The sequence below is a fragment of the Streptomyces sp. NPDC093225 genome, assembly GCF_044753805.1.
Lineage (GTDB): Bacteria > Actinomycetota > Actinomycetes > Streptomycetales > Streptomycetaceae > Streptomyces.
In genome coordinates, this window is the sequence record NZ_JBIVNX010000040.1 from 37033 (window position 1) to 51129 (window position 14097).

The following is a 14097-nucleotide window of genomic DNA, read 5'->3' on the forward strand; positions in this document are numbered from 1 at the left end:
GCAGGAGATGAGCTACAACCAGCCGGGACCGTACGGCGGCCAGCCGCAGCAGCCCGGGCCGTACGGCCAGCCCAACCCGTACGGACAGCCCCAGGGCGCTCCGCAGCCGGGTTACGCCTACCCGCCGCAGCAGGCCGGCCAGGGCGGGCCGGGGTACGGCTACCCGCAGCAGGCCCCGCAGGGCGTGCCCCCGCAGCAGCCGCAGCCGCAGCCGGGTTACGCCTACCCGCCGCAGCAGCCCCCGTTCCCTGGTCAGCCGCAGCCGCCGTACGGCATGCAGCCGCAGGCCCCGGCGAAGAAGGGCAAGGGCGGCTGCCTCGTCGCGGGCGTCCTCGTGCTGGCCCTGGCCGGCGGCGGCGCCTGGTGGTTCCTGAAGGGCAGCGGCGCCGACATCTCCGACGCGACCAAGGGCTACAAGCTGAAGTTCCCGGCCGCGGTGGACGCGTACAAGAAGCCGGCGAACGCCCAGGAGCCGCCGGAGCAGGAGATCAAGCCCGAGGCGAAGGCCAAGGCCGAGGCCAACGGCGTCAAGGACGCGCACCAGGCCGGTTCCGCCTACAAGAACGGCGAGTTCAAGGACCCCAAGGCCAAGCAGCTCACGGCCAGTGGCTTCTGGGGCCAGATCGACGACCCGGAGAAGGCGGTCGACACTTCGTTCGACAACTACTCCAAGAGCAACGAAGCCATGGCGAAGGAAGGCTTCGAGATGGAAGTGGTCGGCAGCCCGCGGGAGTTCCACCCGGATGGGTTCTCCGGCGCCGTGATGAAGTGCGCGAACATCAAGGTGAAGAACACCAAGCCCACCACCAACCCGAAGGAGCCCAAGGAAGGGCAGATCCCTGTGTGCATCTGGGGTGACTACTCCACCCTGGCCTCCGTGAACGTGGTTGACCCCGCGGTGATGATGCTTGGCGGCACGGGTGCTTCGCTGGAGGACGTCTCCGCCCTCGCCGGGAAGCTCTACAACACCGCTCGCACCAAGGCCTGATCAGCGCCCGGTGCGGTACGGCCCGAGAGCTGCCGCACCGCACCGGGACGCAGTTCAGCTGGGTCGGCTCGCCTGGTAGCAGGCCACCTCCACATGCTGCGTCCTCACACCGAGGAGGATCAGCTCGTAGTTGCACTGCCAGCGGTCGAGCGGGAAGCCCGCTCCAGCGGTGCAAGCAGAATTCACCCCGGGCCCGACGCGGTAGCCCATGTTGCGCAAGTACTGGGTGCAGTCGCCCACAGTGGCCGAGGCCGGCGACGCAGCGACCACCGGCAGGGTGACCGCAGCAAAGGTGGCCGCGAGCACCCCGAGCGTACGCTTCTTCCTCATTCCTCATCCCCTCACAGAAGAGCTCCAGAGGAGAAGTTGATCAAGGATGGAAGTCTTCCATCAGGCGATATAGAACATTTGACCGAAGGTCTGGCGTTAATGTCCGGATTGCACGACAGAGGGGACGCTCCACTCGGGAGCGCCCCCTCTGTAAGTGCCACGGACCGGCTTACGCCGACTTCTCGTGCGGGCCCTGGTCCTTGGGGACGATGCGGGGGACGAGGGTCGGGTTGACGTTCGAGCGGACCACGTCGGCGGTGATGACGACGCGGGCGACGTCCTTGCGCGACGGGACCTCGTACATCACCGACATGAGGACCTCCTCCATGATGGCGCGCAGGCCGCGCGCGCCCGTCTGGCGGAGGATGGCCTGGTCGGCGATGGCTTCGAGCGCCTCGCGCTCGAAGTCCAGCTCCACGCCGTCGAGTTCGAAGAGCCGCTGGTACTGCTTGACCAGCGCGTTGCGCGGCTCGACGAGGATCTGGAGCAGGGCCTCGCGGTCCAGGTTGTGGACCGAGGTGATGACGGGCAGACGGCCGATGAACTCGGGGATCATCCCGAACTTCACCAGGTCCTCCGGCATGACCTCCTGGAACTGGTCGCTGGCCTCGATCTCCCGCTTCGAGCGGATCGTGGCACCGAAGCCGATGCCCTTCGCGCCCGCCCGCGCCTCGATGATCTTCTCGAGGCCGGCGAAGGCGCCGCCCACGATGAAGAGCACGTTGGTCGTGTCGATCTGGATGAACTCCTGGTGGGGGTGCTTGCGGCCGCCCTGCGGCGGAACCGAGGCGGTGGTCCCCTCGAGGATCTTCAGGAGCGCCTGCTGGACGCCCTCGCCCGACACGTCGCGCGTGATCGACGGGTTCTCGCTCTTGCGGGCGACCTTGTCGATCTCGTCGATGTAGATGATCCCGGTCTCGGCCTTCTTGACGTCGTAGTCGGCCGCCTGGATCAGCTTCAGCAGGATGTTCTCGACGTCCTCGCCCACGTACCCGGCCTCCGTCAGCGCGGTGGCGTCGGCGATCGCGAACGGGACGTTCAGCATGCGGGCCAGCGTCTGGGCCAGCAGCGTCTTGCCCGAGCCGGTGGGGCCGAGCAGGAGGATGTTGGACTTGGCGAGCTCGATGGCGTCGTCACGTCCCTGCGCGCCGCCGTTCTCGCCGGCCTGGACGCGCTTGTAGTGGTTGTACACAGCGACGGAGAGCGCCTTCTTCGCGGGCTCCTGCCCGACGACGTAGCTCTCCAGGAACTCGTAGATCTCGCGCGGCTTGGGGAGTTCCTCCCACCGCACCTCGCTGGTCTCCGCGAGCTCCTCTTCGATGATCTCGTTGCAGAGGTCGATGCACTCGTCGCAGATGTACACACCGGGACCTGCGATGAGCTTCTTCACCTGCTTCTGGCTCTTTCCGCAGAACGAGCACTTGAGCAGGTCGCCGCCGTCACCGATGCGTGCCACGAGGTGCTTCCCCTTCGCCTGGGAGACGCTTGGTTCAGCGCTCCTGGTGCCTCATATCCGACGGTACCTTGCCGGGACCCCATCTCGGGGCCCCCTTGACGCGGTTCACATCGCCGAAAGGGGCGAGCGGACCGCGTCAAGGGACCGCAAGGATCAGACGTTGTTCATCTTCCGGGTGGAGATGATCTGGTCGATCAGGCCGTAGGCCAGCGCGTCCTCGGCGGTGAGGATCTTGTCGCGCTCGATGTCCTCGCGGATCTTCTCGATCGGGGTCGAGGAGTGCTTGGCCAGCATGGACTCCAGCTGGTCACGCATCCGGAGGATCTCGTTGGCCGCGATCTCCAGGTCGGAGAGCTGCTCACGGCCGGTGCCGCCGGACGGCTGGTGGATCAGCACGCGGGCGTTCGGCAGGGCCATGCGCTTGCCGGGCGTACCGGCGGCGAGCAGGACGGCGGCGGCGGAGGCGGCCTGGCCCATGCAGACCGTCTGGATGTCCGGCTTGACGAACTGCATCGTGTCGTAGATCGCCGTGAGGGCGGTGAAGGAGCCGCCCGGGCTGTTGATGTAGATCGAGATGTCGCGGTCGGGGTCCATCGACTCCAGGCACAGCAGCTGCGCCATGACGTCGTTGGCGGAGGCGTCGTCGATCTGCACGCCGAGGAAGATCACGCGCTCCTCGAAGAGCTTCGCGTACGGGTCGTACTCGCGCACGCCCTGCGAGGTGCGCTCCACGAAGCGCGGGACGACGTACCGGTTGTCCACCTGCGCGCCGGTGTAGAGGCCGCTCGCGGAGAGGTTGTTCTGCATCTGGGTGTTCACCATCCTGGTGGCGTTGTGCCTGTGGCTGCGGGCTGTGTCGGCTGGGCTGCCGTACGGGCCGGGCCCGTACGGGCTGTGGGCCTGCCGGATCAGGCCCCGGTGCCGCCGCCGCCCGGCACGTTGGACGCGGCAGAGATGATCTCGTCGATGAGGCCGTAGTTCTTGGCCTCCTCGGCGGTGAACCAGCGGTCGCGGTCGCCGTCGCGGATGATCGCCTCGACGGTCTGGCCCGAGTGGTGGGCGGTGATCTCGGCCATGCGCTGCTTGGTGCGCAGCAGGTACTGGGCCTGGATCTTGATGTCGGAGGCGGTGCCGCCGATGCCGGCCGAACCCTGGTGCATCAGGATGTCGGTGTTGGGCAGGGCGAAGCGCTTGCCCGGGGTGCCGCCGGTCAGCAGGAACTGGCCCATGGAGGCGGCCATGCCCATGCCGATGGTGACCACGTCGTTCGGGATGTACTGCATGGTGTCGTAGATCGCCATGCCCGCGGTCACCGAGCCGCCGGGGCTGTTGATGTACAGGTAGATGTCCTTCTCGGGGTCGGCCGCGAGGAGGAGCATCTGAGCCGTGATCTTGTTGGCGATGTCGTCGTCGACCTGCTGGCCGAGGAAGATGATCCGCTCGTTGAGCAGCCGGTTGTAGACATGGTCGCCGAGGCCACCACCGATGGACGGCTCACCGGCGAGATAAGGCATCAGATTCGTCACGTATCCACCTGCTCGTCTCCGACGGCCCCGGACCGGGCCGTCTCAGCGTCTCGTTCAGAGGGCAGTGCCCTCGTATTCATGGACCCTAACGCGCAGGTCGGACAACGCCATCCCGCTTCCCCAACTGTTCGCTGGGAGCGCAAGGTGCCCGGAGCCCCCTCGCGGGCCCCGCACAGCCCGTGCCAGGGCCCGGCACGGGGCCCGCGGAGCGGTCCGCGCCGAGCCTCCGCGCCCGGGTACGCCGGAGGGCCCGGACGCGGTTGCGTCCGGGCCCTCCGTACGGGCTTGCGCGGGGCCGCGGGCGGCCCCGTGGCCTGGTAGGGCCAGAGGGGCCTTACTTGGCCTCGTCCTCGTCGGCAGCGCCCTCGGCGGCCTCGACGACGTTCTCGGCGATCTCGTCCTCGTCCTCGTCGGACAGGTCGACCTCGTTGCCGTTGGTGTCGGTGACCTTGGCGGACTCGACGACGACCGCGAGGGCCTTGCCGCGGGCGACCTCGCCGACCAGCATCGGGACCTGGCCGCCCTCGACGACGGCCTGGGCGAACTGGTCGGGGGACATGCCGGAGGAGGCGGCGCGACGCATGAGGTGCTCGGTGAGCTCCTCCTGGTTCACGTTCAGCTTCTCCTTGTTGACGAGCTCGTCGAGGACGAACTGCGTCTTGATGCCCTTGACCGCGGCGTCCTTGGTCTCGGCCTCGAACTCCTCGACCGTCTTGCCCTGGAACTCGAGGTACTTCTCGAGCGTCAGGCCCATCTGGCCGAGCTGGTGGTGCTCCAGGTTGTGCTTGCGGGTGTTGATCTCGTCCTCGAGGAGCTTCTCGGGGATCGGGACCTCGACCAGCTCGAGCAGCTTCTCGAGCACGCGCTCCTGGGCCTGGGTGGCCTGGTCGTACTGCTTCATGTTCTCGAGGCGCGTACGGCTGTCGGCCTTCAGGTCCTCGAGGGTGTCGAACTCGCTCGCCAGCTGGGCGAACTCGTCGTCGAGCTCCGGGAGCTCGCGGGCGGCGACCTGGGTGACCTTGACGGTGACCTCGGCGTCCTTGCCCTCGGCGGAGCCGCCCTTCAGCTGGGAGCTGAAGGTGGCCTCGCCACCGGCCTCCAGGCCCGTGACGGCCTCGTCGATGCCGTCGAGCAGCTCGCCCGAGCCGATGGTGTACGAGACGCCGGAGGCGACGCCGTCGGGCAGCACCTCGCCCTCGACCTTGGCCTCGAGGTCGATCGTGACGACGTCGCCCTCGGCGGCGGCGCGCTCGACCGGGTTGGTGGAGGCGAAGCGGCTGCGCAGCTGCTCGACCGACTTCTCGACGTCCTCGTCGGTGACCTCGACCGCGTCGACCTCGACCTCGATGCCGGAGTAGTCCGGGATCTCGATGGTCGGGCGGACGTCCACCTCGGCGGTGAAGTTCAGCGTCTCGCCGTCCTTCAGCTCGGTGATGTCGACGTCGGGCTGGCCGAGGGGGTTCAGGTCGGCCTCGTTGACCGCGGCGGTGTAGAACTTCGGAAGCGCGTCGTTGACGGCCTCCTCCAGGACGGCACCGCGGCCGAAGCGCTGGTCGATGACCCGGGCCGGGATCTTGCCCTTGCGGAAGCCCTTGACCGTGACCTGCTGGTTGATCTTCTTGTACGCCGCGTCGAGGCTGTCCTTGAGCTCCTCGAAGGGCACCTCGACAGTGAGCCGAACCCGGGTCGGGTTCAGGGTCTCCACGGCGCTCTTCACGGTTCGGTCTCCTTGTGGCTGACTTCTGGGGTTCTGCCGATGCTGCGTGGTCGCGGATCAGCGGATCGGGCCCGGCACATCAGACACACGGGCACGCAGCTTGCATAGTAACCGCACGGTGGAGTCAGCCGACAACGCGATCATGGCGAGCGGCGCACGGATCGTGCGGGGTCGCGCGCGCGGGACAGCGGGCCGTACTGGTCGGGGTGGCCGGATTCGAACCGACGACCTTCCGCTCCCAAAGCGGACGCGCTACCAAGCTGCGCCACACCCCGTCGGTGCGACACGTAGGGTACATGCCCGGAGACGGTCCGACACGCGCGTTTCGCGGCCCGGAACGGCCGGTACGCGCCGGAGCCGCTCGCCGGTGGGAATGTGGTGTGCGCCGCGGGGCGCCGACCCGCTAGGATGCTCTGCGTGCCGCGGTCTCCGTGACCTGCGGTGCGCCACTCGCGGGCGTAGCTCAATGGTAGAGCCCTAGTCTTCCAAACTAGCTACGCGGGTTCGATTCCCGTCGCCCGCTCTGCATGTGCCGAGGAGCCGGTCCCCCCAGGGGGACCGGCTCCTCGCGTTCGTGCGCGGGTGCGGTGGGCGGGCGGGGCCGCGCGGGGCGGCTCGGGCCGCTGCACGCCGTCAGAGCTTGATGCCGGAGATCGTCTGGGCCAGGGACGTCAGGAAGGCGTTGACGTCGCCGGCGATCGAGCTGGAGGCCAGGAAGAAGCCGAACAGGACCGCGACGACGGCGGGCCCGGCTTTCAGGTTCCCGCCCCTGATCAGCACCACCATGATGATCGCCAGCAGAACCACCACTGACAGCGAAATGGCCATTCCTCATCACACCCCTCGGTCGTCCCTGGTCGGCCCGGGGCATACGGCCGCGCACACCCCCATGCCCTCAATCGTGCCACCAAGTGAGGGGTGGTATCCGCCCCGTGACGAATCGTCGGTGATTGATTCCGGCCAACTGCCCGCGCAGGAGGCATATTTCGGTCGGACAGCAGGTCCGGCGGAGCCTTTACGGGGCCCCGGTCAGGCCGAGGAGGGCGCGGACCCCCGCGTACTTCGCCGCCAGCCGGTCGCGGGTGGCCCCGTCGAGTACGGCGAGCCTGGCGGGGTCCGCGTTGTGGGCGAGGTCCGCCTCCTTGACGAGCAGCGCGCCGGGGGTCGCCAGGATGCGGGCGGCGTACTCCTCGACGGGCTCCCCGGGCCGCTTCGTGACGGCCAGGACCATGGCCTTCACCTCGTCCGGGAGGGCGGCTGATTCCAGCCACCGGGAACTGAGCGCCGCGTCCTCGACCGCGTCGTGCAACCAGGCCGCCGCCTGCTGTTCCTCGGTGCCGCCGCGCTCGCGCACCCCGGCGGCGACGGCCGCGAGGTGCTCGGCGTACGGGCGGCCCGCCTTGTCGGTCTGGCCCTCGTGCGCCGTGCGGGCGATCCGCTCGACCTCGGCGAGGGTCAGGCGGGCGTCGTCCGCCGCGGGGTCCGCGGTCGTGTCGGTGTTCATGGTCGGTGGAATTCCCTTCCCCTTCGGGCGGGCCCGTCCCGGCCGGGCTCGGTGCCGGTCAGGCGGGCTCCAGTGCGGCGGCCGCGTCGTGCAGGGCGCGCGCGGTCAGCCGTACGTCGTCGTCGGTGGTCCGCCAGTTGGAGAACGCCGCCCGCAGCGCCGCGGTTCCGTCGTACACCGTCGGGGTGACGAACGCGTGGGGCGCGGCGGCCTCCCGCAGGGCGGTCAGGCGTTCGGGGGTGGGGTCCTCGGCGAGGGTGAAGCAGACGACGTTGAGGCGTACGGGGGCCAGGAGGCGGAAGGCGCCGCCGGCCGCCAGCTCCTCCCCCAGGGCGCGGGCGCCGGCGATGTTGCGCTCGACGATCTCGCGGTGCCCGGCGCGGCCGTAGGCGGCGAGGGTGAACCAGGCGGCCAGGGCGCGCAGCCGGTGCGAGTTCTCGGGGGTGAGGTGGACCAGGTCGGGGCGCTCGCCGAGCGGGCCGAGGTAGGCGGCGGCGTTCTGGAAGACGCGGGTCTGCAGGTCCTGGCGGCGGGTGAACTGCACGGCGCTGTCGTAGGGCACGTTGAGCCATTTGTGCAGGTCGATGCAGACGGAGTCGGCGAGGTCGAGGCCGTCGACGAGGTGGGCGTGGGCGGGCGAGAGGCCGGCGAAGGCGCCGAAGGCGGCGTCGACGTGCAGCCAGAAGTCGTACCGGTCCTTGAGGGCGGCGACGGCGCGCAGGTCGTCGAAGTCGACGGTGTTGACGGTGCCGGCGTTGGCGACGACCACGCAGGGCCCGTCCTGCTCGGCCAGGGCGGCGGCGAGGGCGGCGGGGTCGACGGCCTCGCGGCCGGGGAGGAGGGGGACGGGGACGATCGCGTTGCGGCCGAGGCCCAGCATCGACAGGCCCTTGGCGACGGAGGAGTGCGGGCTGCCGGACAGGACGCGTACGGGCCCCAGGGCGGCGGCGCCGTCGGCGGCCACGTCGACCCCGCGTCGCTCGCCGAGCCACTCGCGGGCGATCGCGAGGCCGACGGTGTTGGAGAGGGTGGCTCCGCTGACGAGCGTGCCCCGGTGGGCGTCGGTGAGGCCGAAGAGGTCGCGCAGCCAGGTGACGGTCTCGGTCTCGAGGTGGCGGCCGGCGTCGTCGTAGGCGGAGGTGGGGTTCTGGTCGTAGGCGGCGGTCAGCCAGTCGCCGGCGAGGGCGGCGGGGGTGGTGCCGCCGGTGACGAAGCCGAAGTAGCGGGGGCCGGCGCTGGCGGACAGGCGGTCCGCCCAGCGGGTCTCGAACGTCGCCAGGGCCTTGGCCAGGCCCTCCCCCTCGGTCGGGAGGGGGGTCGGCTCGGGGGCCCGGTGCGGTGGGACGACCGGGCGGTCGGCGAGGGTGTCGAGGTACGTCGCGGCGTGCGTGCGGACGGCTTCGAGGAGGGTGGGGAGGTCGGCGAGGTCCTGGGCGAGGCGGGGGTCCATGCGGGCACGGTAGGCGGGGTGCGGGCCGGGGGGACCGGGCCAATCCGGTACCGGTGGCCGGGCTCGCCCGTTCGGCCCGGAATCGGCCCGGGTCAGGGGGAGCGGCGGATCAGGAGGAGGGCGCGGTCGTCGTTGACGTCCTTGGCGACCTTTTCGATCAGGTGCCAGGCGGCGCCCTCGAAGCCGGAGTGGACGTAGCGGTCGGCCTCGCCGGTGAGGCGGTCGATGCCCTCGCTGATGTCGCGGTCGGCGGTCTCGACGAGGCCGTCGGTGAAGAGCATCAGGACGTCGCCGCGGCGCAGGCTGCCGCGGACCGGCTCGAACTCGGCGCCGTCGTAGACCCCGAGGAGGGGGCCTTCGGCGGCCTTCTCCGCCCAGCGGCCGGTGCCCGCGCAGAGCTGGAGCGCGGGCAGGTGGCCGGCGGAGAGGAGCTCGTAGTCGCCGGTCTCCAGGTCCAGGACGAGGTGGACGGAGGTGGCGAAGCCCTCGTCCCAGTCCTGGCGGAGCAGGTAGCCGTTGGCGGCCGGCAGGAAGTCCTGGGGCGGGAGGGAGCCCAGCAGGCCGCCGAAGGCTCCGGAGAGGAGGAGGGCGCGGGAGCCGGCGTCCATGCCCTTGCCGGAGACGTCGGTGAGGACGACCTCGAGGGTGCGGCCCCCGTGGGTGCGGGCGGCGACGACGAAGTCGCCGGAGAAGGACTGGCCGCCGGCCGGCCGCAGGGCCATCTCGCGGTGCCAGCCGGGGGGCAGGGCGGGCAGCTTGCTCTGGACCCGGATCCGCTCGCGCAGGTCGAAGAGCATGGTGCCGCCGCGCCGCCAGGGCACTCCGACGCGGCTGCGGAACTGGGCGATGATCAGGCCGAAGAAGCCGCAGGCGGCAACGACGAGGACGGTGCCGGGGGTGACCCGGGCCGGGCCCTGCGTGTACGGGCCGAGGACGACGGACTCGACGATCAGGGCGGTGGCCGCGGCGGCGTACAGGCCGAGCAGGGAGGCGGGGCGCAGCAGCAGGCCGCCCGCGACGATCGGCAGGACGAGGGCGGAGGGCGAGAACCAGACGGGCAGCATCAGCGTCCCGCAGGTGATCGCGGGGACGGTGATCAGCAGTCCGGTGAGGGCGAGCCAGTCGGAGGCGTCGCCGCGGAAGTAGTCGACCGCCGACCGGCGCAGGGCGGTGCGGGCCCGGTGCACGCCCTTGCGCATCCGTGCCACGAGCGGTTCGGTGCGTGCTCCGGCCATTGCTGGGGACCCTATCCATCGATCCTGTGCTCGCGCAGGGGTACCCCCGCACATCCGTGGATCAGCCGCTCAGCGGCGTTGGCAGGCGGGGCACCAGAAAAGGTTGCGGGCGGCGAGGTCGGCGGTGCGGACCTCGGTGCCGCAGATGTGGCAGGGCTGGTCGGCGCGGCGGTAGACGTACACCTCGCCGCCGTGGTCGTCGACGCGCGGCGGGCGGCCCATGGCCTCGGGCGTGTGCTGGGGGCGGACGGTGTCGATGCGGTTGTTGCGGACGCCCTCGCGCATGAGTGCGGCCAGGTCGGCCCACATGGCGTCCCATTCGGTGCGGGCGACGTCCTTGCCCGCCCGGTACGGGTCGACGCCGTGCCGGAAGAGGACCTCGGCGCGGTAGACGTTGCCGACGCCCGACACGACCTTCTGGTCCATGAGGAGGGCGGCGATGGTGGTGCGGCTGCGGGAGATGCGGGCCCAGGCGCGGTCCGGGTCGTCGGCGGTGCGCAGGGGGTCGGGGCCGAGGCGGTCGTGTATCGCCTTCTTCTCGCCGTCGGTGATCAGGGCGCAGGCGGTGGGGCCGCGCAGGTCGGCGTAGTGGTCCTCGTTGAGGAGCCGCATGCGGACGGTGTCGGTGGCCGGCGGGGCGGGCGTCGGCCCGAGGCCGTACTTGCCGAAGAGGCCGAGGTGGACGTGGACCCACTCGGTGCCGCCGAAGCCCAGGAAGAGGTGCTTGCCGTGGGCCTCGGCGGTCTCCAGCCGGCGTCCGTCGAGCAGTGCCGCGCTCTCGGCGAACCGGCCCTGGGGGCTGCTCACCCGGACCGTGCGGTCGGCGAACCGTTCGGCGTGGTCCTGGGCGAGGCGGTGGATCGTATGCCCCTCGGGCACGGCACTGCTCCTGTCGGCCTGGCGGCGTGGTGCGGTGGTCCGGCCCGGTGGCGGCCGGGCGGGGCCGGTGCGGTCAGCCCTGCTGCGGGTGGTGGGCCGGGATCGGGGGGAGCTCGCCGGTCTCCTCGTAGCGGGAGAGCATGTCGATGCGGCGGGTGTGGCGCTCCTCGTCGGAGTACGGGGTCGCCAGGAAGGCCTCGATGAAGGCGGTGGCCTCGTCCTGCGTGTGCATGCGGCCGCCGACGGAGATCACGTTGGCGTTGTTGTGCTCGCGGCCGAGCTTGGCGGTCTCCACGCTCCAGGCGAGGACGGCACGGACGCCCTTGACCTTGTTGGCGGCGATCTGCTCGCCGTTGCCGGAGCCGCCGATCACGATGCCGAGGCTGTCGGGGTCCGCGGCGGTCTTCTCCGCGGCGCGCAGGCAGAAGGGGGGGTAGTCGTCGACGGCGTCGTAGATGTGGGGCCCGCAGTCGACGGGCTCGTGGCCGTTGTTCTTGAGCCAGTCCACGAGGTGGTTCTTGAGCTCAAAGCCGGCATGGTCGGATCCGAGGTACACGCGCATGACGTCGAGTGTGTCACGAGGGGTGCTCGAGGCGTCGGCGGGGTGTCGCGTAAGTCACTCCGAAACCTCAAGTAATCCTTAAGTACCCAGATGGGACCGGTTGGGACCTTTATCCAAGGCTTAGGTCCCGGACAACGAAACGGAATCGGGGTCTTCCGCCTCGGCCCCGGCTATGGATTGAATGCCCGGACTCGCAACCCGAGAACCTAAGGATTCGTCCATGAGCACCACGACGACCCTGCAGAAGGCAGGCGGCGGCGCCGGGGAACCCGGCTCGTCCCAGCCTTCCGACGGTCTCAAGGCCGGTCTCAAGAACCGCCACCTGTCCATGATCGCCATCGGCGGCGTGATCGGAGCGGGCCTCTTCGTGGGCTCCTCCGGCGGCATCGCCAAGACCGGTCCCGCCATCCTGATCTCGTACGCCCTCGTCGGCGCGATGGTCGTCTTCGTCATGCGGATGCTCGGCGAGATGGCCGCGGCCAGCCCGAACTCGGGCTCCTTCTCCGCGTACGCCGACCGCGCGCTGGGCCGCTGGGCCGGCTTCTCGATCGGCTGGCTGTACTGGTTCTTCTGGGTGGTCGTGCTCGCGGTGGAGGCCACCGCCGGCGCCAAGATCCTCGAGGGCTGGATCCCGGCCGTCCCGCAGTGGGGCTGGGCGCTGATCGTGATGGTGGTCCTGACCGCCACCAACCTCGCCTCGGTCTCCTCCTACGGCGAGTTCGAGTTCTGGTTCGCGGGCATCAAGGTCGTCGCCATCGGCGCCTTCATCGTCGTCGGCGGCCTGGCCGTCTTCGGCCTGCTGCCGGGCTCGGACAACCCGGGTGCGGGCTTCGCGCACCTGACGGACGCGGGCGGCTTCATGCCGAACGGCGCCGGCTCGATCCTGACCGGTGTCCTGATGGTGGTCTTCTCCTTCATGGGCTCGGAGATCGTCACCCTCGCCGCCGGCGAGTCGGAGGACCCGCGCCGCGCGGTCACCAAGGCCACCAACTCGGTGATCTGGCGCATCGGCGTCTTCTACCTGGGCTCGATCCTGATCGTGCTGTCGCTGCTGCCGTGGAACGACAAGTCGATCACCGACAAGGGTTCGTACGTCGCCGCCCTGGACTCGATCGGCATCGCGCACGCCGGCCAGATCATGAACGTGATCGTGCTGACGGCGGTGCTGTCCTGCCTGAACTCCGGCATGTACACGGCCTCGCGCATGGCGTTCTCGCTGGGCGAGCGCGGTGACGCGCCGAAGGCCTTCGCCAAGGTCAACGCCAAGGGCGTGCCGACCGCCGCGATCCTCGGCTCCGTGGTCTTCGGCTTCGTCGCCGTCTACTTCAACTACGCCTTCCCGGACACGATCTTCAACTTCCTGCTCAACTCGTCCGGCGCCATCGCGCTGTTCGTCTGGCTGGTCATCTGCTTCACGCAGCTGAAGATGCGCGGGATCCTGGTGAAGGAGGCCCCGGAGAAGCTCACCGTCAAGATGTGGTTCTTCCCGTGGCTGACCTGGGCCACCGCGGCGCTGATCACGTTCGTGATCGGCTACATGTTCTACGACGAGGGCAACCGCGAGGTCGTCATCTGGTCGACGGTGGTCGCGGTCGCCGTGGTCCTCACCGGTGTCGTGCTGAACGCGGTGCGCAAGCCCGCCGCCGAGGTCGAGGCCTGAGTCCTCGGACGGGCCCGTAGCCAGTAGCAGTACGGACGCCGGAGCCCCGGACCGCAGTGAATGCGGGCCGGGGCTCCGGTGTACGTACGGGACGGGGCGGCTCAGCCGCGCCGGCCGACCAGCTTCCACGCGGCCGGCAGCAGACCCATGGCCAGCGCGGCCTTGAGCGCGTCGCCGATCAGGAACGGGGTCATGCCCGCGGCCACCGCGGCGGACGCCGACATGCCGGTGGCCAGCGCCAGGTACGGCACGCCGACGGCGTAGACGATCGCGGACCCGACCACCATGGCCCCGGCGGTGCGCAGCACCGAGCGGTCCGCACCGCGCCGGGCCAGCGCCCCGACCACGGTCGACGCCAGCAGCATGCCCAGCACGTAGCCGAAGGTGGCGCCGCCCGCGCCGGCGGTGCCGCCGGCGAACCAGGGCACGCCCGCCATGCCGACGAGGGTGTAGAGGGCGAGGGAGAGGAAGCCGCGGCGGGCCCCGAGGGCGGTGCCGACCAGCAGCGCGGCGAAGGTCTGGCCGGTGATCGGCACGACGAGGCCCGGCACCTTGACCGAGAGCTGGGCGGCCAGGCCCATCAGGGCGGCGCCGCCGGCGACGAGGGCCACGTCGCGGGTGCGGCTCGCGGGCAGCATGTCGGCGAGGACGGTGCCGGGCCGGAAGGGGACGGAAGCGGTGCTCATCGGGGTCTCCGCGGAGGGTGAGGGGTCGGTGACACGGCGACGTTAGTCGCGGGCCGGGGCCGTGATCACCGTCGTGCGGACACAAAGCGTCGTCGCCGGACTTG

At 70.4% G+C, this 14097-nt stretch carries 14 protein-coding genes and 2 tRNA genes; 3 read left to right on the forward strand and 13 right to left on the reverse strand.

All coding sequences use genetic code 11. The features are described 5' to 3' along the window. Positions 1 to 7: 7 nt before the first annotated feature. On the forward strand, positions 8 to 988 hold the full coding sequence (locus ACIQCH_RS28820; protein ID WP_402585596.1) for a hypothetical protein: 981 nt from the start codon (positions 8 to 10) through the stop codon (positions 986 to 988). Between the two features lie 54 nt (positions 989 to 1042). Here the strand turns inward: ACIQCH_RS28820 and ACIQCH_RS28825 are convergent, their stop codons facing one another. The 6 genes from ACIQCH_RS28825 to ACIQCH_RS28850 all read right to left on the reverse strand — a co-directional run bounded on the left by ACIQCH_RS28825 (position 1043) and on the right by ACIQCH_RS28850 (position 6292). Continuing rightward, positions 1043 to 1318 (reverse strand): hypothetical protein, encoded by a 276-nt coding sequence (locus ACIQCH_RS28825; protein ID WP_402585598.1) that lies wholly within the window; start codon positions 1316 to 1318, stop codon positions 1043 to 1045. 169 nt (positions 1319 to 1487) lie between these two features. Beyond that, complete coding sequence (gene clpX, locus ACIQCH_RS28830) at positions 1488 to 2774, reverse strand: ATP-dependent Clp protease ATP-binding subunit ClpX (RefSeq protein WP_030201461.1); 1287 nt, start codon at positions 2772 to 2774, stop codon at positions 1488 to 1490. Positions 2775 to 2927: 153 nt separating this feature from the next. Continuing rightward, a complete protein-coding gene (locus tag ACIQCH_RS28835; RefSeq protein ID WP_402585600.1) occupies positions 2928 to 3596 on the reverse strand; it encodes an ATP-dependent Clp protease proteolytic subunit in 669 nt (222 codons plus the stop codon). Positions 3597 to 3682: 86 nt separating this feature from the next. Beyond that, complete coding sequence (locus tag ACIQCH_RS28840) at positions 3683 to 4300, reverse strand: ATP-dependent Clp protease proteolytic subunit (RefSeq protein ID WP_402585602.1); 618 nt, start codon at positions 4298 to 4300, stop codon at positions 3683 to 3685. A gap of 334 nt (positions 4301 to 4634) precedes the next feature. Next, the gene (gene tig / locus ACIQCH_RS28845) at positions 4635 to 6017 is read right to left on the reverse strand and encodes a trigger factor (protein ID WP_402585604.1); all 1383 of its coding nucleotides are present in this window, start codon (positions 6015 to 6017) and stop codon (positions 4635 to 4637) included. 198 nt (positions 6018 to 6215) lie between these two features. After that, a tRNA-Pro gene (locus ACIQCH_RS28850) sits at positions 6216 to 6292 on the reverse strand. 177 nt (positions 6293 to 6469) lie between these two features. On the opposite strand from ACIQCH_RS28850, the gene ACIQCH_RS28855 reads away from it, so the two are divergent. Beyond that, positions 6470 to 6540 (forward strand) — tRNA-Gly (locus ACIQCH_RS28855). A gap of 110 nt (positions 6541 to 6650) precedes the next feature. Here ACIQCH_RS28855 and ACIQCH_RS28860 read toward each other — a convergent pair. The 6 genes from ACIQCH_RS28860 to ACIQCH_RS28885 all read right to left on the reverse strand — a co-directional run bounded on the left by ACIQCH_RS28860 (position 6651) and on the right by ACIQCH_RS28885 (position 11647). Continuing rightward, entirely contained in the window at positions 6651 to 6845 is a 195-nt protein-coding gene (locus ACIQCH_RS28860) for a hypothetical protein (protein WP_030201447.1), read from the reverse strand. Between the two features lie 187 nt (positions 6846 to 7032). After that, positions 7033 to 7521, reverse strand: coding sequence for an HD domain-containing protein (locus ACIQCH_RS28865; protein WP_402585606.1), 489 nt, complete (start codon positions 7519 to 7521; stop codon positions 7033 to 7035). 58 nt (positions 7522 to 7579) lie between these two features. After that, complete coding sequence (locus ACIQCH_RS28870; RefSeq protein ID WP_402585608.1) at positions 7580 to 8971, reverse strand: pyridoxal phosphate-dependent decarboxylase family protein; 1392 nt, start codon at positions 8969 to 8971, stop codon at positions 7580 to 7582. 92 nt (positions 8972 to 9063) lie between these two features. After that, positions 9064 to 10206, reverse strand: coding sequence for a PP2C family protein-serine/threonine phosphatase (locus ACIQCH_RS28875; protein ID WP_402585610.1), 1143 nt, complete (start codon positions 10204 to 10206; stop codon positions 9064 to 9066). Positions 10207 to 10275: 69 nt separating this feature from the next. After that, positions 10276 to 11085 carry an Fpg/Nei family DNA glycosylase gene (locus tag ACIQCH_RS28880; protein ID WP_402585612.1) on the reverse strand — a complete coding sequence of 270 codons (810 nt, stop codon included), beginning with the start codon at positions 11083 to 11085 and terminating at the stop codon, positions 10276 to 10278. Between the two features lie 73 nt (positions 11086 to 11158). Beyond that, positions 11159 to 11647: a ribose-5-phosphate isomerase gene (locus tag ACIQCH_RS28885; protein WP_402585614.1), complete on the reverse strand. Its 489-nt coding sequence runs from the start codon at positions 11645 to 11647 to the stop codon at positions 11159 to 11161. Between the two features lie 220 nt (positions 11648 to 11867). Here ACIQCH_RS28885 and ACIQCH_RS28890 point away from each other — a divergent pair, with 220 nt between their 5' ends. Then, positions 11868 to 13307: an amino acid permease gene (locus tag ACIQCH_RS28890; RefSeq protein WP_402585616.1), complete on the forward strand. Its 1440-nt coding sequence runs from the start codon at positions 11868 to 11870 to the stop codon at positions 13305 to 13307. Positions 13308 to 13408: 101 nt separating this feature from the next. Here the strand turns inward: ACIQCH_RS28890 and ACIQCH_RS28895 are convergent, their stop codons facing one another. Continuing rightward, on the reverse strand, positions 13409 to 13993 hold the full coding sequence (locus tag ACIQCH_RS28895) for a biotin transporter BioY (RefSeq protein ID WP_402585618.1): 585 nt from the start codon (positions 13991 to 13993) through the stop codon (positions 13409 to 13411). Between the last annotated feature and the right edge of the window lie 104 nt (positions 13994 to 14097).

Excerpts from the sequence above, each read along its gene's own strand:
- ACIQCH_RS28860 (WP_030201447.1), bottom strand. The coding sequence starts at position 6,845 with ATGGCCATTTCGCTGTCAGTGGTGGTTCTGCTGGCGATCATCATGGTG.
- ACIQCH_RS28890 (WP_402585616.1), top strand. The coding sequence starts at position 11,868 with ATGAGCACCACGACGACCCTGCAGAAGGCAGGCGGCGGCGCCGGGGAA.
- ACIQCH_RS28865 (WP_402585606.1), bottom strand. The coding sequence starts at position 7,521 with ATGAACACCGACACGACCGCGGACCCCGCGGCGGACGACGCCCGCCTG.
- ACIQCH_RS28895 (WP_402585618.1), bottom strand. The coding sequence starts at position 13,993 with ATGAGCACCGCTTCCGTCCCCTTCCGGCCCGGCACCGTCCTCGCCGAC.
- ACIQCH_RS28820 (WP_402585596.1), top strand. The coding sequence starts at position 8 with ATGAGCTACAACCAGCCGGGACCGTACGGCGGCCAGCCGCAGCAGCCC.
- ACIQCH_RS28835 (WP_402585600.1), bottom strand. The coding sequence starts at position 3,596 with ATGGTGAACACCCAGATGCAGAACAACCTCTCCGCGAGCGGCCTCTAC.
- ACIQCH_RS28875 (WP_402585610.1), bottom strand. The coding sequence starts at position 10,206 with ATGGCCGGAGCACGCACCGAACCGCTCGTGGCACGGATGCGCAAGGGC.
- ACIQCH_RS28885 (WP_402585614.1), bottom strand. The coding sequence starts at position 11,647 with ATGCGCGTGTACCTCGGATCCGACCATGCCGGCTTTGAGCTCAAGAAC.
- ACIQCH_RS28825 (WP_402585598.1), bottom strand. The coding sequence starts at position 1,318 with ATGAGGAAGAAGCGTACGCTCGGGGTGCTCGCGGCCACCTTTGCTGCG.
- ACIQCH_RS28870 (WP_402585608.1), bottom strand. The coding sequence starts at position 8,971 with ATGGACCCCCGCCTCGCCCAGGACCTCGCCGACCTCCCCACCCTCCTC.